Below are 25,068 nucleotides of genomic sequence, written 5' to 3'. Positions count from 1 at the left end.
CACCTCGTCGCGGGAGGTGCCGCCGCCGTCCTGGTCGTCGGGGCCGTCCTGGTCTCGATGCTCCTTGCCGTCGCCGCCATCACGGCCGTGTCCGTCGCCGTCTGCGCCGTCGTCGTCCGCTCGCTTCTCAAGAGAAGGGCTGCCTGATGGCCAACGACAAGGGCAGGCGCCGCCGGTTCGGAGCGATCAGGCGGCTCCCCTCGGGCCGGTATCAGGCGTGCTATCTGGGGCCGGACGGTGTGATGCGTCCGGCGCCCTTCACCTTCGCCACGATCGCGGACGCCGACGACTGGCTTGCCGAGAAGCAGACCGAGATTCGTCGGGGGGAGTGGCGGGACCCCGATGCCGGGGCGGTTGGCTTCCGGGCCTACGCCGACAAGTGGGTGGAGGAACGGGAGCTGGCGCCGCTGACGCGGGACCTCTACCGCTACCTCCTCGACAAGCACCTGACCGCCTTCGCGGACCTGGACCTGGACGAGATCACCGCGCCCCGCGTGCGCGAATGGCGTGCCGAACGGCTGCGGGTGACCGGGGCCAAGACGATCACCGCCAAGGCGTACCGTCTGCTCAAGGGCATCATGGAGACGGCCGTCGACGACGAGTTGATCCAGCGCAATCCCTGCCGGATCAAGGGCGGCGGCAAGGAGAAGGCCGCCGAGCGGCGTATCGCCACCGTCGCCCAGGTCGACGCCCTTGCCGCAGCGGTGGGGATGCGGTGGCGGCTCATGGTCTATCTCGGCGCTTACGGGCCCTTGAGGCCGGAGGAGCTGGCCGGCCTGCGTCGCCGGGATGTCGACCTCGACCCCCTCCGTGTCCGTGTTCGTCTCGCGGAGCCGGAGCGGATGAACGGACGACGGGTCCAGGGCGACACCAAGTCGGAGGCGGGAACGCGGACTGTGATTCTTCCCGCGTTCCTTCACCGGGAGCTCCGTTGGCATCTGGAGAGCTACGCCGAACTGGGTCCGGACGGGCTCCTGTTCGTCGGTGAGAAGGGAGCTCCCTTCCGGCGCAGCACCTTCGGGCGGAGGTGGCGCAGGGCCCGAGAGGTCGTCGGGATGCCCGAGGGCTTCCGCTTCTACGATCTCCGCCACACCGTTCACACGTTGTCCACCCGTTCCGGCGCGACTCTCAAGGACACGATGGTGCGGGCCGGGCAGTCCTCCGAGAAGGCGGCGCTGATCTATCAGCACTCCGACGACGAGCGACAGGAAGAGGTCGCCGCCGGCCTCGACGCGACCGTCCGCAAGGCTCGCCAGAAGGCTGCCGCCGTGCCAGTGGAAGACACCGGTGATCCAGACGATCAGCGTTCTGGCACGGATCTGGCACGCGACAACTGATCACAACGCAAAGCAAAAAGGCCCGGGTCGGTGACCTGGGCCTTCTCCGTGGAGCGGGTGACGAGAATCGAACTCGCGCTCTCAGCTTGGGAAGCTGATGTTCTACCATTAAACTACACCCGCGTAAGACGCCGGTTGATCCGGTGCCCGAATGCTCGCTCACTGTACCTCATGCCAGGCCCCCGGCGCTGAAGCCGTGGGGCCTGTGTGCGTCTTCGGGGAGTGGCGGGACTGTGGGCAACGGGAGTTGGGGCGTACCGTGGAGGGACGGGAGAGGGCCCCGGCGGGTGCGGAGTGCCGCCTGGAGTGCCATCCCTTTCGTCCCGTAATGTGGCTTTCGCCGTCAGGCAGCCCAGCCAGTCACGGCTCTTTGTGGAAGGACTCCAGGACTTGATGGAGCGCACCGTCGTCCGTTGTGCCGATGGGCACGTGTTCAACACCACTTCGTTCCCGATGCAGCAGACCGGGCGACTCGGTCCCGGGCGGCTCGTCCGGTGTCCGCGCTGCGCGCGGCTGCGCAGTTCGGTGCTCGTCAGCCTCGGGCAGCAGCGGCAGTAGCGGACCGTGGTGGCAGGCGCGCGGGGACGCCACGATGGTGGTGGGTCCGCGCGCCTTGCGTATCCTCGGGACGTGCTTCTCTCAGACAAGGACATCCGGGCCGAGATCGACGCCGGGCGGGTGCGGATCGATCCCTACGACGAATCCATGGTGCAGCCGTCCAGCATCGACGTACGCCTCGACCGGTTCTTCCGGGTTTTCGAGAACCATCGGTACCCCCACATCGACCCCTCCGTCGAGCAGGCCGACCTGACCCGGCTGGTGGAGCCCGAGGGCGACGAGCCGTTCATCCTCCACCCCGGGGAGTTCGTGCTCGCCAGCACGTACGAGGTCATCACGCTGCCCGATGATCTCGCCTCCCGGCTCGAGGGGAAGAGCTCGCTGGGGCGGCTCGGGCTCGTCACCCACTCCACCGCGGGGTTCATCGACCCCGGGTTCTCCGGGCACGTGACGCTGGAGCTGTCGAACCTCGCGACCCTTCCCATCAAGCTGTGGCCGGGCATGAAGATCGGGCAGCTGTGCATGTTCCGGCTCAGCTCGCCCGCCGAGTCCCCGTACGGCAGTGAGCGGTACGGCTCGCGGTACCAGGGGCAGCGCGGTCCGACCGCCTCCCGCTCCTTCATCGACTTCCACCGGACGCAGGTGTGAGCGCCGCGGACGAGCGGGAGAACCTGACCTACGAGCAGTTCGGCGTCGCCGTCCGCGAGCTCGCGCAGACGATCGCCGACGACGGGTTCGAGCCGGACATCGTGCTCTCCATCGCCCGCGGGGGCGTCTTCGTGGCCGGCGGGCTCGCCTACGCCCTCGACTGCAAGAACCTCCACCTCGTGAACGTGGAGTTCTACACGGGTGTGGGCGAGACGCTGGAGATGCCGGTCATGCTGGCGCCCGTCCCGAACGCGATCGACTTCACCGACAAGAAGGTGCTGATCGCCGACGACGTCGCCGACACCGGCAAGACCCTCAAGCTCGTGCACGACTTCTGCGTCGAGCACGTCGCCGAGGTGCGCTCCGCGGTGATCTACGAGAAGCCGCACTCCCTCGTCAGGTGCGAGTACGTGTGGAAGCGCACGGACGCGTGGATCAACTTCCCGTGGAGCGTCCTGCCGCCCGTCCACAAGTCGGGAGAGGCCGCCCGGCCCAACCGGGAAGCACTCTGACCCGAGCCGCCGGCGCGGGACGACCGAAACGGAAGAAGGGGCTCGTCGTCCGTGTGGACGGTGAGCCCCTTCTTGCCGGTGCCGGTGGGGCCGATCGCTAGAACGTGCCCAGCTTCACGATCGACAGCAGCGCGATCAGCTGGATCGCCGACGCGCCCAGCGCCTTGGGCCAGGGCAGGTCGTGGGAGCGGCGGACCATCATGGTCAGCAGCACCCCGGCGGCCACCCAGGTCGCCCAGCCCACGGCCTGGACGAAGGTCGCGTTGCCGCCGAAGAACATGGCGAGCAGCAGTCGCGGCGCGTCCGTGAGGGACATGATCAGCATCGACAGGCCCACGGTGGGCTGCCAGGCGCCGTCGCCGCCGAGCTGGCGGGCCAGGGTGTGGGTGACCACGCCGAGGACGAAGGCGCTGAGCACCATCGCGACCGACGTCATCAGGACGATCGGGACGGCGTTGGAGAGGGTGGCGTTGATGGCGTCCGCGCGGGCGCCGTCGAAGCCGAAGACCGCGAGCAGGCCGTAGAGGAACGTCACGATCAGGGCCGGGGCCCACATCGTGTAGTCGCGCATCCGCAGGAAGGTCTGGTCGGGGGCGGCCACGATGCCCCGCAGCAGCGCCTTCCAGTGCAGCGGCGGGCCGACCGGGGCCGACGGGGGCGTGGCGCCCGCGTGGTAGGTGCCGCCCTGGGTGTAGGAGGCGTGCTCGTCGATCGAGAACGCCTGGGTGTGCCCCGCCTGGTTCGCCGCGTACGGGTCGTGCGGGGCGCCGCCCGGCTGGCCGTACGGGTCGGCCGCGCCGAAGTACTCCGGCTCGTCGCCGCCCTGGCCGCCGTAGCCGCCCGCGTTGCCCCGCGGCCACTGGGCCCCGCCCGAGCCGCCGTGCGGCGGCTGCTGGCCGCCCCGGTACTGCGGTTGCTGCGGGTACGGCTGCGGAGCCGACGGGTAGCCGTAGGACGGCGGCCCCTGGGGCGCCTGCTGCCCGTACGGAGGGTTGTGCGGTCGCGCTTGCGGGGCGCGGTCGTCCCGGCCGCCGCGTCCGATCCTGAATCCAGCCACGCCTTCGAACGTACCTGGTCCTGGAGGGTGAGGGGCCGGGACGGGGGTTCCGGGCCGGGCTTTGCTGCCGAGCTGTGACATCCCCTAAGGGGGGTAACTGGGGCTTTCCCGGGGGTCGGAGGGTTTCGCGCACGGCGGGTGGGAACGGCGGTTACTTCACCGGCTCCGGCTCCGACTCGGTCTCCGACTGCGACTCGCCCGCCGGGGGCTCGTCCGCGACCGGCGTCCTGACGGAGTCCAGGAGCAGCTGGGCGACGTCCACGACCTGGACGGACTCCTTGGCCTTGCCCTCGTTCTTCTTGCCGTTGACCGAGTCGGTCAGCATGACGAGGCAGAACGGGCAGGCGGTGGAGACGATGTCCGGGTTCAGCGACAGGGCCTCGTCGACGCGCTCGTTGTTGATGCGCTTGCCGATCCGCTCCTCCATCCACATCCGCGCGCCGCCGGCGCCGCAGCAGAAGCCGCGCTCCTTGTGGCGGTGCATCTCCTGCTGGCGCAGGCCCGGGACGGCGGTCATGATCTCGCGCGGCGGCGTGTAGATCTTGTTGTGGCGGCCCAGGTAGCAGGGGTCGTGGTACGTGATCAGACCCTCGACCGGGGTCACCGGGAGCAGCTTGCCCTCGTCGATGAGGTGCTGGAGCAGCTGGGTGTGGTGGATGACCTCGTAGTCGCCGCCGAGCTGCGGGTACTCGTTGCCGATCGTGTTGAGGCAGTGCGGGCAGGTCGCGACGATCTTCTTGGCCGACTTGGGCTTCTTCGTCGACTCGTCCTCGTCGTCCTCGCCGAACGCCATGTTCAGCGCGGCGACGTTCTCCATGCCGAGCTCCTGGAAGAGGGGCTCGTTGCCGAGGCGGCGGGCGGAGTCACCGGTGCACTTCTCGTCGCCGCCCATGATCGCGAACTTGACGCCCGCGATGTTGAGGAGTTCGGCGAACGCCTTCGTGGTCTTCTTGGCCCGGTCCTCCAGCGCACCCGCGCAGCCGACCCAGTACAGGTACTCGACCTCGGTGAGGTCCTCGATGTCGCGGCCGACGACCGGCACCTCGAAGTCGAGTTCCTTCGTCCACTCCAGGCGCTGCTTCTTGGCCAGGCCCCAGGGGTTGCCCTTCTTCTCCAGGTTCTTGAGCATCGTGCCCGCCTCGGAGGGGAAGCTGGACTCGATCATGACCTGGTAGCGGCGCATGTCGACGATGTGGTCGACGTGCTCGATGTCCACCGGGCACTGCTCGACGCAGGCGCCGCAGGTGGTGCAGGACCACAGGACGTCCGGGTCGATGACGCCGTTCTCCTCGGCGGTGCCGATGAGCGGGCGCTCGGCCTCGGCGAGGGCCGCGGCGGGCACGCCCGCCAGCTGCTCCTCGGACGCCTTCTCCTCGCCCTCCATCGTCTTGCCGCCGCCGGCCAGCAGGTAGGGGGCCTTGGCGTGCGCGTGGTCGCGCAGCGACATGATCAGCAGCTTCGGGGAGAGCGGCTTGCCGGTGTTCCAGGCGGGGCACTGCGACTGGCAGCGGCCGCACTCGGTGCAGGTGGAGAAGTCGAGCAGGCCCTTCCAGGAGAACTGCTCGACCTGGGAGACGCCGAAGACGTCGTCGTCACCGGGGTCGGTGAAGTCGATCGGCTTGCCGCCGGAGGTCATCGGCTGGAGGGCGCCGAGGGCCGTGCCGCCGGTCGCGTTGCGCTTGAACCAGATGTTCGGGAAGCCCAGGAAGCGGTGCCAGGCGACGCCCATGTTGGTGTTCAGCGACACCACGATCATCCAGATGAAGGAGACGCTGATCTTGATCATGGCGACCAGGTAGACCAGGTTCTGGAGGGTGGCGACGCTCAGGCCCTTGAAGGCCAGCACCAGCGGGTACGAGGCGAAGTAGCCGGCCTCGTAGCCGTCGACGTGGTGGATGGCGCCCTCGAGGCCGCGCAGGGTGTAGATGGCCAGGCCGATGGTGAGGATGACGTACTCGACGAAGTACGCCTGGCCGGACTTGGAGCCCGCGAAGCGGGACTTGCGGCCCGGTCGCGAGGGCAGGTTCAGCAGCCGGATCGCCATCAGGACGACGATGCCGAGGATGGTCATCACACCGATGAACTCGGTGTACATCTCGAACGGCAGGAAGTCGCCGATGATCGGCAGCGTCCAGTCGGCCTGGAAGAGCTGCCCGAAGGCCTGCGCCAGGGTCGGCGGCAGCGTCAGGAAGCCGACGGCCACGAACCAGTGGGCGAAGCCCACGATGCCCCACCGGTTCATCCGGGTGTGGCCGAGGAACTCCCGGACCAGCGTCACGCTGCGCTGGTAGGGGTTGTCCGTCCGGCTCCCGGCGGGCACGGGCTGTCCCAGCTTGAAGTACCGGACGAACTGGCCGACGGCGCGTGCGAGCAGCGCCACGCCGACCACGGTCAGGACCAGCGACACGATGATCGCGGCGAGTTGCATTTCGGGGCTCCTCGGGCCTGCGAGGGATTCTCGATCGAGATTACTAAGCGGTAACTTATGCAGTCCGTCTGAGACTACCCGCATCCTCCGCCGCACTGTAGTCAGCCGCTCGGTGATCTGTGTCGCTGAGGCTTGCCTCATGATCCGGGTCGCGAGGCTGGTCCGGGGTGGTCCGGGGTGGTCCGGGGTGGTCCGGGCCGGTCGGGAGCGGTCGGGAGCGGTCGGGATCTGATCGTGTTATTCGTACCAAATCAGTACATTTACCTCTAACTTATATCCGTGCTCTACGGGATCACCGCCGCCACCGCCGCCCTCCTTCTCGCCGCCGTCCTCGCGGCGCTGCTCCGGTCGCCCGCCCGCCGGCTCGGGGTGGTCGACCGGCGGCGGCAGCGGCCGCTGCCGCTGTTCGGGGGGGTGGCCGTGACGGTGGCCACCTGCGCCGTCGCGGCGGTGGGCGACTGGACGGGGGTCGCGCCGCTCGGCACCGGGATCGGGCAGCTGCTCGGCGCGGGCGCCGCGCTCGCCGCGCTCGGGCTGGCCGCCGACGTGTGGCGGCTGAAGACCCGGTTCCTCGTCGTCGGCACGGCCGTGGCGGCGGCCTGCGTCGTGCCGTACACGGAGACGGGTGTGGCCGCCGGGCTGCCGGCCGTGGGCTGGATCGTGTGCGTGACGGTCGCCTTCAAGGGGCTCGACCACGCCGACGGGCTCGTGGGCACCGTCGGGGTCGTCACCGCCTTCGGGGCGGGCGCCTGCGCCGCCGCCGAGGTCATGGACGGGCTCGCGGTGCTGCTCAGCGTGCTGGCCGCCGCGCTGACCGGCTTCCTCATGCACAACTGGCATCCCGCGCGGGTCGGCCTCGGCGCCTGCGGGTCGCTGTTCACCGGTTTCGTGCTCGCCTCGTCCGCCGTGCAGGTCCGCGCCGGGTACGGGTTCGGTTCCAGCGTGGGCGTGCTGTTCGCGCTCACCGCGGTCGCCGGCGCCGACGCCGTCCTCGTGGTCGTGGCGCGGCGGATCGCCGGGCGCCCGCTGCTGCGCCGCGGGCCCGACCACCTCGGACACCGGCTGCGCCGGCTCGGGCTCACCCCGCAGGGGGCGACCGTGGTGCTCGGCGCCGCGGCGTTCCCGGCGGTGCTCGTCGCGGTGCTGATGCATACCGGGTGGCTCGGCGCGCAGGCCGCGTTCTGGGTGGCGCTGGTGGTGCTGATCGCCCTGTGGGGGGTACTTCGATTTCCGGTGAACGGTTCGCGACGGCCCGCATCCACGCAGGTCAGGGCTCAGTTGCGTGTAAGGAACGGATAAGAGTTGAGTCGCTGTGGCTCAGCTCTGTTGACCGCGGGGTGGCGGTCGTGCACACTTGAGTCCGTTCCACTCAAGTCAGCTGGAGGAAATCACCATGGCACGTGCGGTCGGCATCGACCTGGGCACGACTAACTCCGTCGTCAGCGTTCTGGAGGGCGGCGAGCCCACCGTCATCACCAACGCCGAGGGTGCCAGGACCACGCCGTCCGTCGTCGCCTTCGCGAAGAACGGTGAGGTGCTGGTCGGCGAGGTCGCCAAGCGCCAGGCGGTCACGAACGTGGACCGGACCATCCGCTCGGTGAAGCGCCACATGGGCACCGACTGGAAGATCGAGCTCGACGGGAAGCACTTCAACCCGCAGCAGATGAGCGCGTTCATCCTGCAGAAGCTGAAGCGCGACGCCGAGGCGTACCTGGGCGAGAAGGTGGCCGACGCGGTCATCACCGTCCCGGCGTACTTCAACGACTCCGAGCGCCAGGCGACGAAGGAAGCCGGTGAGATCGCCGGTCTCAACGTCCTTCGTATCGTCAACGAGCCCACCGCGGCCGCGCTCGCCTACGGCCTCGACAAGGACGACCAGACGATCCTCGTCTTCGACCTCGGTGGCGGCACCTTCGACGTGTCCCTCCTGGAGATCGGCGACGGCGTCGTCGAGGTGAAGGCCACCAACGGTGACAACCACCTCGGTGGTGACGACTGGGACCAGCGCGTCGTCGACTACCTGGTGCAGCAGTTCCGCTCCGGTCACGGTGTGGACCTCGCCAAGGACAAGATGGCCCTCCAGCGTCTGCGTGAGGCTGCCGAGAAGGCCAAGATCGAGCTGTCCTCGTCCACCGAGACCTCGATCAACCTGCCCTACATCACGGCCTCCGCCGAGGGCCCGCTGCACCTGGACGAGAAGCTCACGCGCGCCCAGTTCCAGCAGCTGACGGCCGACCTGCTGGAGCGCTGCAAGACGCCGTTCCACAACGTCATCAAGGACGCCGGCATCCAGCTGTCCGAGATCGACCACGTCGTCCTCGTCGGCGGCTCGACCCGTATGCCCGCCGTCGCCGAGCTCGTCAAGGAGCTGACCGGCGGCAACGAGGCCAACAAGGGTGTGAACCCGGACGAGGTCGTCGCCATCGGCGCCGCGCTCCAGGCCGGTGTCCTCAAGGGTGAGGTCAAGGACGTCCTGCTCCTCGACGTGACCCCGCTGTCCCTCGGCATCGAGACCAAGGGCGGCATCATGACCAAGCTCATCGAGCGGAACACGACGATCCCGACCAAGCGGTCCGAGATCTTCACCACCGCCGAGGACAACCAGCCCTCCGTGCAGATCCAGGTCTACCAGGGCGAGCGCGAGATCGCGGCGTACAACAAGAAGCTCGGCATGTTCGAGCTGACCGGTCTGCCGCCGGCCCCGCGCAGCGTGCCGCAGATCGAGGTCGCCTTCGACATCGACGCCAACGGCATCATGCACGTCACGGCCAAGGACCTCGGCACCGGCAAGGAGCAGAAGATGACCGTCACCGGCGGCTCCTCGCTGCCGAAGGACGAGGTCGACCGCATGCGCCAGGAGGCCGAGAAGTACGCGGAGGAGGACCACGCCCGCCGTGAGGCGGCCGAGGCCCGCAACCAGGGCGAGCAGCTCGTCTACCAGACCGAGAAGTTCCTCAAGGACAACGAGGACAAGGTCCCGGGCGAGATCAAGACCGAGGTCGAGGCCTCCGTCGAGGAGCTGAAGGCCGCGCTCAAGGGCGAGGACTCCGCCCAGATCCGCACCGCCACGGAGAAGGTCGCCGCCGTCTCGCAGAAGCTGGGCCAGGCCATGTACGCCGACGCCCAGGCAGCGCAGGCCGCCGGTGGCGCGTCCGCCGGTGCCGGTGAGGCCCGCGCCGACGACGACGTCGTGGACGCCGAGATCGTCGACGACGAGCGCCGGGACGGTGTCGCGTGACGGAGGAGACCCCGGGCTTTGACGAGAAGCCCGACGTCCCCTCCGGCGCCACCTCTGACGACGCCGAGCCGACGGCCGCCGCCTCCTCCGCGGAGGAGGCGGCGGCCCCGGCCGGGGACGCGCACCAGACCGCGGCCCTGGTGGCCCAGCTGGACCAGGTGCGTACCGCGCTCGGTGAGCGCACCGCGGACCTCCAGCGGCTCCAGGCCGAGTACCAGAACTACCGTCGCCGGGTCGAGCGGGACCGGATCGCGGTCCGGGAGATCGCCATCGCGAACCTCCTGACCGAGCTCCTGCCCGTGCTCGACGACATCGGGCGCGCACGCGATCACGGCGAGCTGGTCGGCGGGTTCAAGTCCGTCGCGGAGTCGCTGGAGACCGTCGCGGCGAAGATGGGCCTCCAGCAGTTCGGCAAGGAGGGCGAGCCCTTCGACCCGACGATCCACGAGGCGCTGATGCACAGCTACGCGCCGGACGTCACCGAGACGACCTGCGTGGCGATTCTGCAGCCCGGGTATCGGTTCGGCGAGCGCACCATCCGCCCCGCGCGGGTGGCGGTGGCCGAGCCCCAGCCGGGGGCGCAGACGGTCAAGGCCGAGGACTCGGCCGAGACGGGTGACGACAAGGAGAGCGGTGGCCCGGACGAGGGCTGACGCTCAGACACGGAAGCGGAAGGAGGGGCGTCGGGGATGAGCACCAAGGACTTCATCGAGAAGGACTACTACAAGGTCCTCGGCGTCCCCAAGGACGCGACCGAGGCCGAGATCAAGAAGGCGTACCGGAAGCTCGCCCGCGAGTTCCACCCGGACGCCAACAAGGGCAACGACAAGGCCGAGGAGCGGTTCAAGGAGATCTCCGAGGCGAACGACGTCCTCGGCGACCCCAAGAAGCGCAAGGAGTACGACGAGGCCCGCGCCCTCTTCGGTGCCGGCGGGTTCCGCCCGGGACCGGGCGCGGGCGGCGGCAACTTCAACTTCGACCTGGGCGACCTCTTCGGCGGCGGCCCCCAGGGCGGCGGCGGTGGCGCCGGCGGCTTCGGCGGCGGCATCGGTGACGTCTTCGGGGGCCTGTTCAACCGGGGCGGCGCGGGCACCGGCACGCGCACCCAGCCCCGGCGCGGCCAGGACATCGACACCGAGGTCACCCTCAGCTTCACCGAGGCGATCGAGGGCGCGACGGTCCCGTTGCGGATGACCTCGCAGCAGGCGTGCAAGGCCTGTTCCGGCACCGGCGACAAGAACGGCACCCCGCGGGTGTGCCCGACCTGCGTCGGCACCGGACAGGTGGCGCGGGGCTCCGGCGGCGGCTTCTCGCTGACGGACCCCTGCCCGGACTGCAAGGGCCGCGGCCTGATCGCCGAGCACCCCTGCATGGAGTGCAAGGGCAGCGGCCGTGCCAAGTCCTCGCGCACCATGCAGGTCCGCATCCCGGCGGGTGTCACCGACGGGCAGCGGATCCGGCTGCGCGGCAAGGGCGCGCCCGGCGAGCGGGGCGGACCGGCGGGCGACCTCTATGTCGTCGTGCACGTCGACGCGCACCCGGTGTTCGGCCGCAAGGACGACAACCTCACCGTCACCGTCCCGGTGACGTTCACGGAGGCGGCACTCGGCGGCGAGGTGCGGGTCCCGACCCTCGGCGGTCCGCCGGTGACGCTGAAGCTCCCCCCGGGCACCCCCAACGGCCGCACCATGCGCGCCCGTGGCAGGGGCGCGGTCCGCAAGGACGGCACCCGCGGCGACCTGCTGGTCACCGTCGAGGTGAGTGTTCCGAAGGATCTGTCGGGGAATGCTCGTGACGCACTGGAGGCGTATCGCGAGGCGACCGCGGGGGAGGACCCGCGGGCGGAGCTGTTCGAGGCCGCGAAGGGAGCTTGAGCGTGATGGACGGCCGTCGGCGCAACCCGTACGAACTGAACGAGGAGACCCCGGTCTACGTCATCTCGGTGGCGGCCCAGCTCTCCGGTCTGCATCCGCAGACGCTGCGTCAGTACGACCGCCTGGGTCTGGTCTCCCCCGACCGCACCGCCGGACGGGGTCGGCGCTACTCGGCCCGCGACATCGAACTGCTGCGCACCGTCCAGCAGTTGTCGCAGGACGAGGGCATCAACCTGGCCGGCATCAAGCGGATCATCGAACTGGAGAACCAGGTCGCCGCGCTCCAGTCCCGCGTCGCGGAGATGGAGGCGGCGCTGGAGGGCGCGGCGGCCACGATGCGACAGCGCGAGGCCGCGGTGCACGCCTCCTACCGGCGGGACCTGGTCCCGTACCAGGAGGTCCAGCAGACCAGCGCGCTGGTGGTGTGGCGGCCGAAGCGGCCGGGGTCCTCGGACTGAGGGCCGCGACGCGGCGGTACGACGCGACGGCATGTGTGCGAAGGGGCCCGGGAGATCTCCCGGGCCCCTTTCGCGTGCGCTCGGCGGCGGGCCTCGCCGGGCGTCGGCACCCTTCGTGATCATGGATCGTCGAGCCGTAATCGACTGTGTGAAACTTTACTTTCCTATGAACTTCCGTTGAGTGAAGGGACCGTAAAAGGGCGTTTGGCGAAGAATCTCCTGGGCCTTCACGACCGACTGTGAGCGAAGCGGAGCATGATGTTGCTATCTCGTTAAGTGGTTCGGCTTGACGCCGACCGTTGTTGACGCGTTGGCTTTTCAGACACCTGGGTCACCATGCCGTACCCATGTCCGGATCGCACTTGAAGTGAGCCCCCGAATGCGTCGTATCGCCATATCCGTGGCCGCGTCCACCATGACCCTCTCGTTGGCAGGCTGCGGCATGCTCGGCGCGTCGGGGAACGCTGCCGAAGCGACCCCGACGAAGGGCAACGACGTCACCGTGGGCATCCTGATGCCGGAGAAGACGAACACGCGCTACGCGGACTTCGACTACCCCATCATCAAGGCGAAGGTCGCCTCCCTGACCAACAACCAGGGCCGGACCGCCTACGCCAACGCCGGTTCCGACGCGGACGTGCAGGCGACCCAGATGCAGAAGATGATCGACGACAAGGTCGACATCATCCTGCTGGACGCCGTCGACTCGCACGCCATCGCGGGCATGGTGAAGAAGGCCAAGGACGCGGGCATCCCGGTCATCGCCTACGACCGCCTGTCCGAGGGTCCGATCGACGCCTACATCTCCTTCGACAACGAGCTCGTCGGCGAGGTGCAGGGCCGCACCCTGGCCGAGCAGGTGGACAACAGCTCCGGCAAGATCGTCATGGTCAACGGCTCGCCCACCGACCCGAACGCCAAGCAGTTCAAGGCGGGCGCGCTCTCCGAGCTCGACGGCAAGGTCGTCATCGCCGACAAGTGGGACACCAAGGACTGGAACCCCGACGTGGCCCAGGCCAAGATGACCAAGGCGATCGAGCGGATCGGCAAGAACAACATCGCCGGCGTCTACGCGGCCAACGACGGTATGGCCGGCGGTGTCATCAAGGCCTTCCAGGCCGCGGGTGTCACCAACATGCCGCCGATCACCGGTCAGGACGCGGAGCTGGCGGGTGTTCAGCGGATCGTCGCCGGCCAGCAGTACATGAGCGTCTACAAGTCGTACCCGGAGGAGGCCGAGGCCGCCGCGCAGATGGCCGTCGCCAAGATCCAGGGCCACGACATCCAGTTCGACGCCCTGACCCGCGACAAGGTCGACAGCCCCACGAACAAGAACATCCCCTCGCTGCTGGTGAGCGTGGTCGCGCTGACCAAGGACAACATCAAGGACACCGTCATCGCGGACGGCATCTACAAGGCGTCCGACATCTGCACGGCCGACTACAAGGCGGCCTGCTCCGCGCTCGGCCTCAAGTAGGGCCGAGCGCCGCACGGGCCGACCGACGGCCCTCGGGCCGACCGTCTCGGCGGCCCACGGACGCCTCACCAGCCCACGAGTGGCTTCATCGGGATGAGCACGCCCTCCGGGGCGTGCTCCACCGGACTGCTGTCCATGAAACCGGCCCGGTCCCGGTCGCCCGAGACGCGCACGCCCGTCACCTTCGCGTCGCGCGGCACGTCGTACCAGATCTCGACCTCGACGAGATCGTGTCCGCCGATCTCCACCTGGTCGTGCTGACGCCGTACCGCCATGGCGAAGGTGTCCGCCCGGCCGCGCCGGCCGGCGACGCCCTCCAGCCGCTGCCGCGCGACGACGTACGTGTGGAACTCGGGGTCCTTGTTCTCCACCCGCAGCCGGACCGCGCAGAACTGACCGTCCGGCTGAGCCTCACTATGCGATCCCGAGACAGCCGTGAGGCCACAACGCAGGGACAGCAAGGTGAACGTGAGGTGTCCATCCTTGTAGGCCCTGGAGGGCCGCTGTACGGCCGCGGAGGGCGACGGGGCGGCCGGACCCCCACCGCCCGCGTCGCAGCCCGCGACGGGCAGCGTCAGCGCGGCCAGCGTCGTCCACATCAGTGCCCTCGGCAGGCGCCCTTTCGGCATACGGGAAGTGTCGGGCCGTCGGGGCCGAAAAGGGAGAGGGCGGACACGACGGGAACGCGTGGGCGGCCGTCACCCGGGGGAATGGATTCCGCTCTGTGCCGGCCGGGTACGGAACACCACCGTCAGCTTGTGGCGATGCGATGGGCGGCGGTAGGCGGAAAGCGGGGCGAACCAGCTGTTTCCCACGGTCGGACCGGGGGAAGCCGTGTTGCGGAGCAGGTAGGGTCCGCGCATAGTGGCGCCTGCGGAAGAGGCTGGAACCGGGGGTGGGACGGGCGATGGCCGGGCACGGGACGGAGCAGCATCCACACGGTGCCGACCGACTGTGCGAGACCGGGGATCGGGTGTATTCCCGGGCCGTACGGCGCGGGCGGGTGCGCCGTCGTGACGCCGACCCGGTGCCCTGCCTCCTGGAACTGGCCCTGCTGCACCCGGACCCCGACGACATGGACTGGCTGGTGCCGACCGCACCGCAGGAGGTCATGACCCGGCTGCTGCGCGCGGTGCACGACGAGGTCAGCGCGAGCCGGCACCGGGTGGGCGCGGCGGTCGCGGCCGTCGAGTGGTACGCGGGCCTGGGCGGCCGGTTGCCGTCCTCCGGCACCGAGGGCAGCTCGATCAGGGTCCTGGAGGGCCTCTCCCGGATCCAGACGGCGATGGACGAGGCGACCGAGGCCTGCACGACGGAGGTCCTGACGGTCCAGCCGGGCGGCATCCGCCGCGAGGCCGAGCTGTCCGAGGGGCTGCACCGGGCGCTGACGCTGCGCGGGCGCGGGGTGCGGATGCGGGACCTGTACAACCATGTGGCCCGGCACGGCCAGGGCCTGCTCAACTACCTGGAGCTGATGGGCGACACGGTCGAGGCGCGCACCCTCGACGAGGTCGTCGACCGGCTCATCCTGTTCGACCGCACGGTCGCCTTCATCCCCGCCAACGCCGATCACACGATGGCCCTGGAGCTCAGACATCCGGCCCTGGTCGGCTACTTCGCCACGGTCTTCGAACGCTTCTGGCGCCTGGCGATCCCGCTCACCGCCCCGCTGCCCGACACCGGCATCGAGGGCATCTCGCACCGCGAGCAGTCCATCGCGGCGCTGCTCGCGGAGGGCCACCAGGACGCGGTGATCGCGGAGCGGCTCGGCATCAGCGTCCGCACCTGCCGGGCGCACATCGCGCGGCTGTCGGAGACGCTGGGCGCGGCGAGCCGTACCCAACTGGGCGTCAGGATCGCCCAGGTCGGCCTGGACAGCGCCGCGCCCACCCCCGGTGCGCCGCAGGTCGCCCTGCCCGATCAGGGGTCCCCGACCGCCCTGTGAGGGGGCCGGGCGAGGGCGCCCCGGGTCACGCCCCGCCGTCGTCCGCCGCGCCGGGGTGGTCCTGGTTGAGGATCCCCGACTGCGCTATCAGATAGCCGAGTTGGGCACGGCTGCCGCTGCCCAGGGCGGTGGCCAGTTTGGCTATGTGAGCTCGGCAGGTGCGCACGTTCATGCCCAGCCGGCGCGCGATGGCCTCGTCCACGTGGCCCTCCACGAGGAGCTTGGCGATGGAGTGCTGGATGTCGGTGATGCCGTCCGGGGCGGTTTCGTAGGGGGCTCCGGCGCTCAGCGGCACCGCGCGGTTCCACATGAACTCGAACACCTTGACCAGATAGCTGACCAGGCCGGGGTGGCGCAGTTCCAGGGCGACCTGGCGGTCCTCGCGGACCGGGATGAAGGCCACGGTCTCGTCGCAGATGATCAGCCGTTCGACGAGTTCGTCGATGGTGCGGTACTCCGCCTTGCCGTCGGCGAACTGGTCGACGTAGGCGAGTCGTTCGGGGCTGTAGCGCGCGGTGTGCTGGTACAGGGTGCGGATGCGCACCCCGCGTTCGATCAGCGGCCGGTCGCGCTCCAGCCCCTCGATGAGTCTGCGTTCCGGGTGACGGGCGCTCGGCTGGACCGTGAGCACCTCGTGCTGGCACTGGGCGGTGGCCAGGTCGAGCGCCGCGTTGATCCGGTCGAGTCCCTCCAGCACCCGGACGGAGTCCGTGGCCGCCGTCACCTGGGCGCTCAGCGCCATGAACGGCTCGAAGGCCCCGGCCAGGTCGGTGGACAGCCGTCGCCGCTCACTGATCTCGCGCTCTATGGCGTTGAGGCGCTGGGCCAGGACGACCGAGGGGGGTACCGGGAGCAGCCAGTCCGTCTCGTCCGGGTCGGGGTGCAGCAGGGCGAACTCCATCAGACACGGAGCGGCCTCCACCTCGGCGCGGGCGATACGCCCCGTGCGCAGGGCATTCGCGTAGAGCCGTTCGCCGTCCTCGCACCATTCCGTCAAGGCGTGGGGATGCGTCTCGTTAGTCCGATTCGTTGCCAAATCTCCACCCCCCAGGGTCCTGAACATGCAGGAACATGATGCATTGATTGTGTGGCCATGACGTGCCCGAATGAGCCATCGTCTTACTCGACGGGGGAAGAGGGGACCTTCAAGTGAGGACGAAGCCGACTATGCGTAAGAGAATGCTTCGCTCGGTGCTTGTCGCCGCCTTCTCCGCCGTTGTGGCCTTCGGAACGCTGAGTGGCCTCTCTGGTGCGAAGGGTGACGCACGGGCGGACACCGTCTGGTCAGTGCCGGGCGCCAACGCCGCGGCCGGCGACGGCGACACCGTCGTCACACCGAATGACACCGTGTGGAGTTGACGTGACCACCCCACCCGACGACCGCTCCTTCCGACGCGAGATGGCCACCGCCTACCGCTCCGGCTGGCACTTCATCGACCTGGTCACCGCCATCCCCCACAGCGGCGACTCGCTGATGGTGACCGTCTTCGGTGAGCCGGTCGTCGTCACACGGGACGAGGACGAGGACGTACGGGCGTACCGGTGCCTGCGACGGCCTCGCGGTGCGCCGCAGCCCGTGCGGTGCGCCATCCGGTACGGAATGATCTTTGTGAACCTGGATCGGCGGGACCACCGGCTTGCGGAGCCGGACGTTCCTGACATCAGGACCATCTCGGCCACCCCCCGCAGTGCCTGACGCGATTCCCCCGTCGTAAAAGATCGCGCAGGTACTTCCCCCCGCAGCGGCGTCACCGTGACCTGAACACGGTGACGCCGCTGCAGTTTTACGGGACATTTCCGGGAATGGGGGCGTTCCACGGGTGACCGAAAAGGATCGTCCGCCGGTGTTCCCCCGAGGTCCGCCCGCATCCTCAGCCCCGCCCCATCGCCCGGGTCAGCTCGATCTCGATCACGACGCGGGACGGGTTGGGCGCGGGCACCCGCTCGTAGCGCTCGGCGTAGCGCCGTTCCGCCTCCGCGATCCGCTCCGGGTCGGTGCGCACGAAGGCCCGGCCCTCCAGCGTGGCCCAGCGGCGGCCGTCGACCTGGCACACCGCGACGGGCGCGCCCGCCGCCCCCGCGGCGCCCACGTGCGCCACCTTCGCGCTCGCCTTGTTCGTGATCACCCGAGCCAATCGCGCCTCGGGGTCGTATGTCACTCCGACGGGTACGACGTGCGGGGTGCCGTCCTGGCGGATCGTCGTCAGCGTGCACAGGTGCCGTTCCCGCCAGAAGGCGAGATACGGCTGGTCCGGGCTGCCCGGGTGCTGCGGATATGCGGCCATGCCCGGGAATTTAGTCCCCCGCCGGACTCCCGGCCTCTTCTTGAGCGGAATAGACTCAACTTTGTGTACGTTGGTTGAGTCAGGACCGGGAGACGTGGGCAGTACGCCGACGCTGGGAGGAGAAAGCGAACGTGGACGCCGAGCTGACCAACAGGAGCCGGGACGCGATCAACGCGGCCGGCAGCCGGGCCGTGTCCGAGGGCCATCCGGACCTCACCCCCGCCCATCTGCTGCTCGCGCTGCTCGCGGGGCAGGACAACGAGAACATCATCGACCTGCTGGCCGCCGTCGGCGCGGACCAGGCCACCGTGCGCGCCGACGCCGAACGGGCGCTGGCCCAGCTGCCCAGCGTGACCGGGTCCACCGTCGCGCCCCCGCAGCCCAACCGCGAACTGCTCGCCGTCCTCGCCGACGCCCAGCGGCGCGCCAAGGACCTCGGCGACGACTACGTCTCCACCGAGCACCTGCTGATCGGCACCGCCGCGAAGGGCGGCGCGGCCGGCGAGGTGCTCTCCCGGCGCGGTGCCGGGGCGGAGCAGCTCCAGGAGGCCTTCCGCAAGTCGAGGGGCGGGCGCCGGGTGACCACCGCGGACCCCGAGGGGCAGTACAAGGCGCTGGAGAAGTTCGGCACCGACTTCACCGCCGCCGCGCGGGAGGGCAGGCTCGACCCCGTCATCGGACGCGACCACGAGATCCGGCGGGTCGTGCAGGTGCTGTCCCGCCGCACCAAGAACAACCCGGTGCTCATCGGCGAGCCCGGCGTGGGCAAGACCGCCGTCGTGGAGGGGCTCGCGCAGCGGATCGTGAAGGGGGACGTGCCCGAGTCCCTGAGGAACAAGCGGCTGGTCGCGCTGGACCTCGGCGCCATGGTGGCCGGAGCGAAGTACCGGGGCGAGTTCGAGGAGCGGCTGAAGACCGTCCTCGCCGAGATCAAGAACTCCGACGGGCAGGTCATCACCTTCATCGACGAGCTGCACACCGTCGTGGGCGCGGGCGCCGGCGGCGACTCGGCGATGGACGCGGGCAACATGCTCAAGCCCATGCTCGCGCGCGGTGAACTGCGCATGGTGGGCGCCACCACGCTGGACGAGTACCGGGAGCGGATCGAGAAGGACCCGGCCCTGGAGCGGCGGTTCCAGCAGGTGCTGGTGGCCGAGCCGACCGTCGAGGACACCATCGCCATCCTGCGCGGGCTCAAGGGGCGCTACGAGGCCCACCACAAGGTCCAGATCGCCGACAGCGCGCTGGTCGCGGCGGCCACCCTGTCCGACCGGTACATCACCTCCCGCTTCCTGCCCGACAAGGCCATCGACCTGGTCGACGAGGCGGCCTCCCGGCTGCGCATGGAGATCGACTCCTCGCCGGTCGAGATCGACGAGCTCCAGCGGGTCGTGGACCGGCTGAAGATGGAGGAGCTGGCGATCGGCAAGGAGACCGACGCCGCCAGCCGGGAACGGCTGGAGAAGCTGCGCCGCGACCTCGCCGACAAGGAGGAGGAGCTGCGTGGTCTCACCGCCCGCTGGGAGAAGGAGAAGCAGTCCCTCAACCGGGTCGGCGAGCTGAAGGAGCGCCTCGACGGCCTGCGCGGCCAGGCCGAACGGGCCCAGCGCGACGGCGACTTCGACACCGCCTCCAAGCTGCTGTACGGCGAGATCCCGACCCTGGAGCGCGACCTGGAGGCCGCGTCCGAGGCCGAGGAGGAGGCCTCCCGGGACACCATGGTGAAGGAGGAGGTCGGCTCCGACGACATCGCTGACGTGGTCGCCGCCTGGACCGGGATCCCGGCGGGCCGCCTGCTGGAGGGCGAGACGCAGAAGCTGCTGCGCATGGAGGACGAGCTCGGCAAGCGGCTCATCGGCCAGTCCGAGGCCGTACGGGCCGTCTCCGACGCGGTGCGGCGCAGCCGCGCGGGCATCTCCGACCCGGACCGGCCCACCGGCTCCTTCCTCTTCCTCGGTCCGACCGGTGTCGGCAAGACCGAGCTGGCCAAGGCGCTCGCGGACTTCCTCTTCGACGACGAGCGGGCGATGATCCGCATCGACATGTCGGAGTACGGCGAGAAGCACAGCGTGGCCCGGCTGGTCGGTGCCCCGCCCGGCTACGTCGGCTACGAGGAGGGCGGCCAGCTCACCGAGGCGGTCCGCCGCCGCCCGTACAGCGTCGTGCTGCTGGACGAGGTGGAGAAGGCGCACCCCGAGGTCTTCGACGTCCTGCTCCAGGTGCTGGACGACGGCCGGCTGACCGACGGCCAGGGCCGGACGGTCGACTTCCGCAACGTCATCCTGGTGCTCACCTCCAACCTGGGCAGCCAGTTCCTGGTCGACCCGACCGTGGGCGAGGCGGAGAAGAAGCAGCAGGTGCTGGAGGTGGTCCGGGCGTCCTTCAAGCCGGAGTTCCTCAACCGGCTCGACGACCTGGTCGTCTTCTCGGCCCTGTCCAAGGAGGAGCTGGGCCGGATCGCCCGCCTCCAGATCGACCGGCTCGCCCGGCGGCTGGCCGAGCGGCGGCTCACCCTGGAGATCACCGACGAGGCCCTGGCCTGGCTCGCCGACGAGGGCAACGACCCCGCCTACGGCGCCCGGCCGCTGCGCCGGCTGGTCCAGACGGCCATCGGCGACCGGCTGGCCAGGGAGATCCTGTCCGGCGAGGTCAAGGACGGCGACACGGTCCGGGTCGACGCGTTCGGCGACGGCCTGATCGTGGGTCCGGCGACCGGCAAGACGCTGTGACGCACGGGCGGCACCGCGCCCGACGCGGTGCCGCCCGGTACGGCGGCGGACGGACCGCCGCGACAGGCCCGCCCGGGGTTGCCACTCCCCGTGCCGGATGGGAGAGGATGGCAGCATCCGTACGAAGGGAAATTCACGGTGACCATCGACCCGTCCTCGATTCCGAACTTCGGGGGCCAGCCCGAGCCACAGCCGCAGGGACCGGCGGGCCCCGTTATCCCGGATCAGGACCTCGTGAAGCAGCTCCTCGACCAGATGGAGCTGAAGTACGTCGTGGACGAGGAGGGCGACCTCGCGGCGCCCTGGGAGCAGTTCCGCACGTACTTCATGTTCCGTGGCGAGGCCGACCAGCAGGTGTTCTCGGTGCGGACCTTCTACGACCGTCCGCACAAGATCGACGAGAAGCCGCAGCTGCTGGAGTCCATCGACGACTGGAACCGTCGCACGCTGTGGCCCAAGGTCTACACGCACACGCACGACGACGGCACCGTCCGCCTCATCGGCGAGGCGCAGATGCTGATCGGCACCGGCGTCGCCCTTGAGCACTTCGTGTCGTCGACGGTCAGCTGGGTGCGGGCCGCCATCGAGTTCGACAAGTGGCTCGTGGAGCAGCTCGGCCTGGAGCAGGACGTCAACGACTCGGAGGAGCCCGAGGAGGGCGAAGGCGAGAAGTAGTCCGCCTCCGGGTCCCAGGGCGGGGCAGCCCGTCCCCGGGTCCTACAACGGCGCGTGCGCGATCGCTACCAGGTACGCGCCGTAGACGAACGAGAGCCCGGCCAGGGCGCCGACCACCACGGTCGCGTGCCAGGGCCGGGCTCTCGCCGTGCGCACCAGCGCCCGCGCGGGCGGCAGCAGCAGCGGGAAGGCGGGCAGCAGGAAGCGCGGCTTGCACTCGAAGAAGCCGGCGCCGCCGAGGGCGACCAGCATCAGGACGCTGGTGTAGACGACCAGCGGGAGCGGCGGGCGGTCCAGGAGCAGCAGGACGTACAGGAGCACCGCCGCCGCGACGATCACCAGCGACATCGGGAAGACGAACCGGGCCTTGTACAGCAGGAGGATCCGGGTGAACCGGAGCGCGTCGTGGCCGAGGTCGAAGCGGGAGCCCCAGCCCGCCTGCACCCTGAAGTAGCCGCCGAACAGGTCCCCGGTCCGCCGGCCCACCCACAGCAGGTACGCGCTCCAGCCGAGCGGGGCGAGCACCGCGCCCGCCCACAGCCCCGGGGGGACCCGGCCGAGCTGCCTGCGCTGGTGCCAGGCCTCGCAGGCGGCCGCCGCGACGACGGCCGCCGCCACCGCGAAGCCGTTGGGGCGGGACAGTCCCGCGAGCGCGGCCAGCGCGCCGGCCCACAGCCAGTGGCGGGTGAGGACCGCGTACAGCGACCAGGCGGCGAACGCCGTGAGCAGCGGCTCGGTGTACGCCATCGACAGCACGACCGAGTGCGGGAGCAGCCCCCACAGCAGCACCAGCGCGCAGGCGACGGCCCGGCCGTGCAGCAGGGTGCCGCACCGGTAGATCCCGCAGGCCGCGGCCACGGCCGCCAGCCACGACACCAGCAGGCCCGCCCCGCCCCCGCCGAGCGGGCTGAGCGCCGTCACCCCGCGTACGAGTGCCGGGTAGAGCGGGAAGAACGCCAGGTCGCTCTGGACGACGCCCGGGCCCGGATGCTGGACGCGGCCGTAGCCGTGCGCGGCGATGCCCAGGTACCACAGGGAGTCCCAGGACCGTCCGAGCAGGGCGAGCGGCTGCTTGTCGACGGTCCAGGCGGTCGTGGCGAGCACGGCGGCACCGGCCAGCCGCGCGGCCACGAACAGGCCCACGGCGGTGCCCACCCCCGGCGGCGGGAGCGTCCGCGGGTCGGGCAGCCGGGGGCGCGGCCGCCGCGGACGGGCCCGGCCCCGTCGTTCGGGCTCCGGCACCGCGAGGCGGAGCGTGGTGGCGCTGGTGAGGGTCACACCCGCACCTTGCAAGAGCGCCGCGGGGGTGCGCGAGCAGGGCGGGGCCGGACGGGTGCGCTCGCCCGCCGCCCGGCGCGGCGGCGTGACCCCGGGGTCCACCCGTGCTGCCGCCCGGCCCGCCGACGCCTCGTCGGGCGGACCGGCGACCTCCGGCAGGCGCGCGGGGCGTCAGACCGGCAGGGACTTCAGGCGCCGCACCGCCTCCTCCAGCACCTCGGTCCGCTTGCAGAACGCGAAGCGGACGAAGGGGGCGCCGGCCTCGCGGTGGTCGTAGAAGACCGCGTTCGGGATGGCGACCACGCCGGCCCGCTCCGGCAGGGCGCGGCAGAAGGCGAAGCCGTCGCTCTCGCCGAGCGGGCGGATGTCGGTGGTGACGAAGTAGGTGCCGGCCGGCCGGAAGACCTCGAAGCCCGCCTCGGCGAGACCGGACGCCAGCAGGTCGCGCTTGGCCAGCAGGTCCGCGCGCAGGGCGTCGAAGTAGGAGTCGGGCAGCGACAGCGCCTCGGCGACCGCGTACTGGAACGGTCCGGCCGACACGTACGTCAGGAACTGCTTCGCCGAGCGCACCGCCGTGACCAGGCCGGGCGGCGCGGTGATCCAGCCGACCTTCCAGCCGGTGAAGGAGAAGGTCTTGCCGGCCGAGCCGATCGTGACCGTGCGCTCGCGCATCCCGGGGAAGCCGGCGAGCGGCAGGTGCTCGGCCGCGTCGAAGACGAGGTGCTCGTACACCTCGTCGGTGACCACCAGCAGATCGCGCTCCACGGCCAGCTCCGCGATCGCCGTCAGCTCCTCGCGGGTGAGGACCGTGCCGGTCGGGTTGTGCGGGGTGTTGACCAGCAGCAGACGGGTGCGGTCGGTGACCGCGGCGCGCAGCTCGTCGAGGTCCAGGCGGAACGCGCCGTCGTGCGGGCGCAGGGTGACCGGCACCCGGGTGCCGCCCGCCATCGCGATGCAGGCCGCGTAGGAGTCGTAGTAGGGCTCCAGGGCGATCACCTCGTCGCCCGGCTCCAGCAGGGCGAGCAGGGCCGCCGCGATGGCCTCCGTGGCGCCGGCCGTGACCAGGACCTCGGTGTCGGGGTCGTAGGACAGGCCGTAGCGGCGCTGCTGGTGCGCGGCGACGGCGGTGCGCAGCTCGGGGATGCCGGGGCCCGGCGGGTACTGGTTGCCGAGGCCGTCGCGCAGCGCGCGCACCGCGGCCTCCCTGATCTCCTCGGGTCCGTCCGTGTCGGGGAAGCCCTGGCCCAGGTTGATCGCCCCGGTCCGGACGGCCAGCGCCGACATCTCGGCGAAGATCGTCGTCCCGAACTCGGCGAGCCGGCGGTTGAGGAAGGGGCGTGCGCTGGAGGTCATGCCGGCCATCCTGCGCCGAAGCTCCGGAGTTGTTCAACCCACCTTGGCCGAAGGTCTCCTGTGTCGGCGGACGGCCTGCTGTCACGTGCCTGTGACACAAGCCCGACGGGTCCGGCACGAGTGATCTTTAGTGTTGTTCTCGCCGGTCGGAGAGGTCGGCACGGCCGAAGCAACCTCGCCAGGAGCAGCCATGCGCACCGCACTCCGCACCACCCTCGCCGCCCTCGCCCTCGTCGGGACGGCCACCGCCTCCGTCGTCTCGGCCGGTGCGGCCGCCAGTGCCGCCACCCCGGTCGCGCCGTCGGCGGGCAGCGCCTGCGTCGCGGCGAAGACCATCCCCTCCGTCTTTGCCGGGATGAAGGTCAAGCTGGTCAACAGCGCGCACAGCGGCGCGTCCGCCAAGCTCCTGAACGACAGGGGCGTCGTCGTCGCGACCGTCGACCAGAGCAAGCCCACCGACCTGGCCGACGGCTTGCGGATCACCGGAGTGCTCAGTGCCAAGCCCGTCTTCGGGCAGCGCAGCGAGGGCGGGCCGACCCCCTGGCGCAGCACCGCCTTCCCGGCGCTGTCCGCCGACTGCACCCTGAGCGGCAAGCTCGTGCGCACCCTGCGCCTCGACTCCCGTACGACCGCGCAGGTCTTCAAGGTCTCCGCCGGCCACTACCAGGCCCGCGTCTTCCGGGACGGCAGGCTGGTGCGTTTCCTCGACGCCCACGGCCGCTCCGGCGCCGCCCTGTACGGCAGCCGCACGCTGGTGCTGAACCCGGACGGCACGACCGTCACCTGGACCGGGTCCGAGACCGCGCCCGCGCCCCGGCTCGGCCGCTACAAGCTGGTCAACGGCGCGACCGTGAAGCTCGTCGAGCGCGACGGCGTGTACGGGGCGCGGCTGACCACCGGCCACGGCACGTTCCCCGTCTCGTGGGCCAAGGGCCGCCCGGTCGTCCTCCAGGACGACGTCACCCTGGTCGTCCTGGGCCCCGACGGCACCCTCAGCAGCCACATCTACGGCCGGTCCGTCCAGAAGGCTCCCGCCTACCTGGGCGCCTGACGGCCCCTGAGGTAAGAACGGCCCCCGATCTGCGCTTCGGTGCAGGTCAGGGGCCTTTTTCTCGGTCGGACCCTCAGAAGTTGCTCAACTCTGCTTTGGCTGTGGAGGCGACCGGGCATCCCCAGTCCACGCAAGGAACGAGGCGCCCACGGGGGGCCGCTTCGG

The 25,068-nt window shown here is 70.4% G+C and carries 21 protein-coding genes, 1 tRNA gene and 1 pseudogene; 15 read left to right on the top strand and 8 right to left on the bottom strand.

Annotated features, from left to right (window positions below; translation table 11 throughout):
* Positions 1 to 3: 3 nt before the first annotated feature.
* Both FNH09_RS50125 and FNH09_RS11775 read left to right on the top strand, forming a co-directional pair.
* Positions 4 to 147 (top strand): annotated as a pseudogene (locus tag FNH09_RS50125) (SpdD-like protein); the annotation flags it as partial.
* On the top strand, positions 147 to 1,337 hold the full coding sequence (locus tag FNH09_RS11775; protein WP_152886888.1) for a tyrosine-type recombinase/integrase: 1,191 nt from the start codon (positions 147 to 149) through the stop codon (positions 1,335 to 1,337). The pseudogene FNH09_RS50125 and the gene FNH09_RS11775, both read left to right, overlap by 1 nt.
* Before the next feature lie 49 nt (positions 1,338 to 1,386).
* Here FNH09_RS11775 and FNH09_RS11770 read toward each other — a convergent pair.
* Positions 1,387 to 1,460: transfer RNA gene (locus tag FNH09_RS11770), tRNA-Gly, on the bottom strand.
* A gap of 507 nt (positions 1,461 to 1,967) precedes the next feature.
* Here FNH09_RS11770 and dcd point away from each other — a divergent pair.
* Complete coding sequence (dcd, locus tag FNH09_RS11765) at positions 1,968 to 2,543, top strand: dCTP deaminase (protein ID WP_162468433.1); 576 nt, start codon at positions 1,968 to 1,970, stop codon at positions 2,541 to 2,543.
* Positions 2,540 to 3,055, top strand: coding sequence for a phosphoribosyltransferase family protein (locus FNH09_RS11760; protein ID WP_162468432.1), 516 nt, complete (start codon positions 2,540 to 2,542; stop codon positions 3,053 to 3,055). The genes dcd and FNH09_RS11760 overlap by 4 nt, the downstream gene beginning before the upstream one ends.
* A gap of 97 nt (positions 3,056 to 3,152) precedes the next feature.
* Here FNH09_RS11760 and FNH09_RS11755 read toward each other — a convergent pair whose 3' ends face one another.
* Together FNH09_RS11755 and FNH09_RS11750 are read right to left on the bottom strand one after the other, a co-directional pair.
* A complete protein-coding gene (locus tag FNH09_RS11755; RefSeq protein ID WP_152886886.1) occupies positions 3,153 to 4,193 on the bottom strand; it encodes a Yip1 family protein in 1,041 nt (346 codons plus the stop codon).
* A gap of 70 nt (positions 4,194 to 4,263) precedes the next feature.
* Positions 4,264 to 6,540 (bottom strand): (Fe-S)-binding protein, encoded by a 2,277-nt coding sequence (locus tag FNH09_RS11750; RefSeq protein WP_152886884.1) that lies wholly within the window; start codon positions 6,538 to 6,540, stop codon positions 4,264 to 4,266.
* A 279-nt stretch (positions 6,541 to 6,819) separates the two neighbouring features.
* Here FNH09_RS11750 and FNH09_RS11745 point away from each other — a divergent pair, with 279 nt between their 5' ends.
* The 6 genes from FNH09_RS11745 (at position 6,820) to FNH09_RS11720 (ending at position 13,587) form a co-directional block, all read left to right on the top strand.
* Positions 6,820 to 7,839 carry an MraY family glycosyltransferase gene (locus FNH09_RS11745; RefSeq protein ID WP_162468431.1) on the top strand — a complete coding sequence of 340 codons (1,020 nt, stop codon included), beginning with the start codon at positions 6,820 to 6,822 and terminating at the stop codon, positions 7,837 to 7,839.
* A gap of 94 nt (positions 7,840 to 7,933) precedes the next feature.
* Positions 7,934 to 9,778 carry a molecular chaperone DnaK gene (gene dnaK / locus FNH09_RS11740; protein WP_152886882.1) on the top strand — a complete coding sequence of 615 codons (1,845 nt, stop codon included), beginning with the start codon at positions 7,934 to 7,936 and terminating at the stop codon, positions 9,776 to 9,778.
* Positions 9,775 to 10,431, top strand: a complete 657-nt coding sequence (gene grpE, locus FNH09_RS11735; protein WP_162468430.1) for a nucleotide exchange factor GrpE — start codon at positions 9,775 to 9,777, stop codon at positions 10,429 to 10,431. The genes dnaK and grpE overlap by 4 nt, the downstream gene beginning before the upstream one ends.
* A gap of 36 nt (positions 10,432 to 10,467) precedes the next feature.
* Entirely contained in the window at positions 10,468 to 11,652 is a 1,185-nt protein-coding gene (gene dnaJ, locus FNH09_RS11730) for a molecular chaperone DnaJ (protein ID WP_152886879.1), read from the top strand.
* Positions 11,653 to 11,657: 5 nt separating this feature from the next.
* The gene (locus FNH09_RS11725; RefSeq protein ID WP_152886914.1) at positions 11,658 to 12,110 is read left to right on the top strand and encodes a heat shock protein transcriptional repressor HspR; all 453 of its coding nucleotides are present in this window, start codon (positions 11,658 to 11,660) and stop codon (positions 12,108 to 12,110) included.
* Between the two features lie 379 nt (positions 12,111 to 12,489).
* Entirely contained in the window at positions 12,490 to 13,587 is a 1,098-nt protein-coding gene (locus tag FNH09_RS11720; RefSeq protein ID WP_152886877.1) for a sugar ABC transporter substrate-binding protein, read from the top strand.
* Between the two features lie 65 nt (positions 13,588 to 13,652).
* Here FNH09_RS11720 and FNH09_RS11715 read toward each other — a convergent pair whose 3' ends face one another.
* On the bottom strand, positions 13,653 to 14,216 hold the full coding sequence (locus FNH09_RS11715; protein WP_152886875.1) for a DUF4352 domain-containing protein: 564 nt from the start codon (positions 14,214 to 14,216) through the stop codon (positions 13,653 to 13,655).
* A 278-nt stretch (positions 14,217 to 14,494) separates the two neighbouring features.
* On the opposite strand from FNH09_RS11715, the gene FNH09_RS11710 reads away from it, so the two are divergent.
* The gene (locus FNH09_RS11710) at positions 14,495 to 15,532 is read left to right on the top strand and encodes a helix-turn-helix transcriptional regulator (RefSeq protein ID WP_152886873.1); all 1,038 of its coding nucleotides are present in this window, start codon (positions 14,495 to 14,497) and stop codon (positions 15,530 to 15,532) included.
* A 25-nt stretch (positions 15,533 to 15,557) separates the two neighbouring features.
* Here the strand turns inward: FNH09_RS11710 and FNH09_RS11705 are convergent, their stop codons facing one another.
* Positions 15,558 to 16,595: a helix-turn-helix transcriptional regulator gene (locus FNH09_RS11705; protein WP_202919646.1), complete on the bottom strand. Its 1,038-nt coding sequence runs from the start codon at positions 16,593 to 16,595 to the stop codon at positions 15,558 to 15,560.
* 297 nt (positions 16,596 to 16,892) lie between these two features.
* On the opposite strand from FNH09_RS11705, the gene FNH09_RS11695 reads away from it, so the two are divergent.
* On the top strand, positions 16,893 to 17,228 hold the full coding sequence (locus tag FNH09_RS11695; protein ID WP_338017542.1) for a hypothetical protein: 336 nt from the start codon (positions 16,893 to 16,895) through the stop codon (positions 17,226 to 17,228).
* 175 nt (positions 17,229 to 17,403) lie between these two features.
* Here the strand turns inward: FNH09_RS11695 and FNH09_RS11690 are convergent, their stop codons facing one another.
* Positions 17,404 to 17,817, bottom strand: coding sequence for a pyridoxamine 5'-phosphate oxidase family protein (locus FNH09_RS11690; RefSeq protein WP_152886869.1), 414 nt, complete (start codon positions 17,815 to 17,817; stop codon positions 17,404 to 17,406).
* 131 nt (positions 17,818 to 17,948) lie between these two features.
* Between FNH09_RS11690 and clpB the strand changes: the two genes are divergently transcribed.
* Complete coding sequence (gene clpB / locus FNH09_RS11685) at positions 17,949 to 20,546, top strand: ATP-dependent chaperone ClpB (protein ID WP_162468429.1); 2,598 nt, start codon at positions 17,949 to 17,951, stop codon at positions 20,544 to 20,546.
* A 138-nt stretch (positions 20,547 to 20,684) separates the two neighbouring features.
* Positions 20,685 to 21,221: a YbjN domain-containing protein gene (locus FNH09_RS11680; protein ID WP_162468428.1), complete on the top strand. Its 537-nt coding sequence runs from the start codon at positions 20,685 to 20,687 to the stop codon at positions 21,219 to 21,221.
* Between the two features lie 42 nt (positions 21,222 to 21,263).
* On the opposite strand, the gene FNH09_RS11675 is transcribed toward FNH09_RS11680, so the two are convergent.
* Together FNH09_RS11675 and FNH09_RS11670 are read right to left on the bottom strand one after the other, a co-directional pair.
* The gene (locus tag FNH09_RS11675) at positions 21,264 to 22,463 is read right to left on the bottom strand and encodes a hypothetical protein (RefSeq protein ID WP_420802749.1); all 1,200 of its coding nucleotides are present in this window, start codon (positions 22,461 to 22,463) and stop codon (positions 21,264 to 21,266) included.
* Positions 22,464 to 22,670: 207 nt separating this feature from the next.
* Positions 22,671 to 23,861: a pyridoxal phosphate-dependent aminotransferase gene (locus FNH09_RS11670; protein WP_152886863.1), complete on the bottom strand. Its 1,191-nt coding sequence runs from the start codon at positions 23,859 to 23,861 to the stop codon at positions 22,671 to 22,673.
* 181 nt (positions 23,862 to 24,042) lie between these two features.
* Here FNH09_RS11670 and FNH09_RS11665 point away from each other — a divergent pair, with 181 nt between their 5' ends.
* On the top strand, positions 24,043 to 24,903 hold the full coding sequence (locus FNH09_RS11665; protein WP_238426618.1) for a hypothetical protein: 861 nt from the start codon (positions 24,043 to 24,045) through the stop codon (positions 24,901 to 24,903).
* Positions 24,904 to 25,068: the final 165 nt, after the last annotated feature.

It is taken from the genome of Streptomyces adustus, from assembly GCF_009377175.1.
Classification (GTDB): Bacteria; Actinomycetota; Actinomycetes; order Streptomycetales; family Streptomycetaceae; genus Streptomyces; species Streptomyces adustus.
This window is presented reverse-complemented; position numbering and strand designations above follow the sequence as displayed.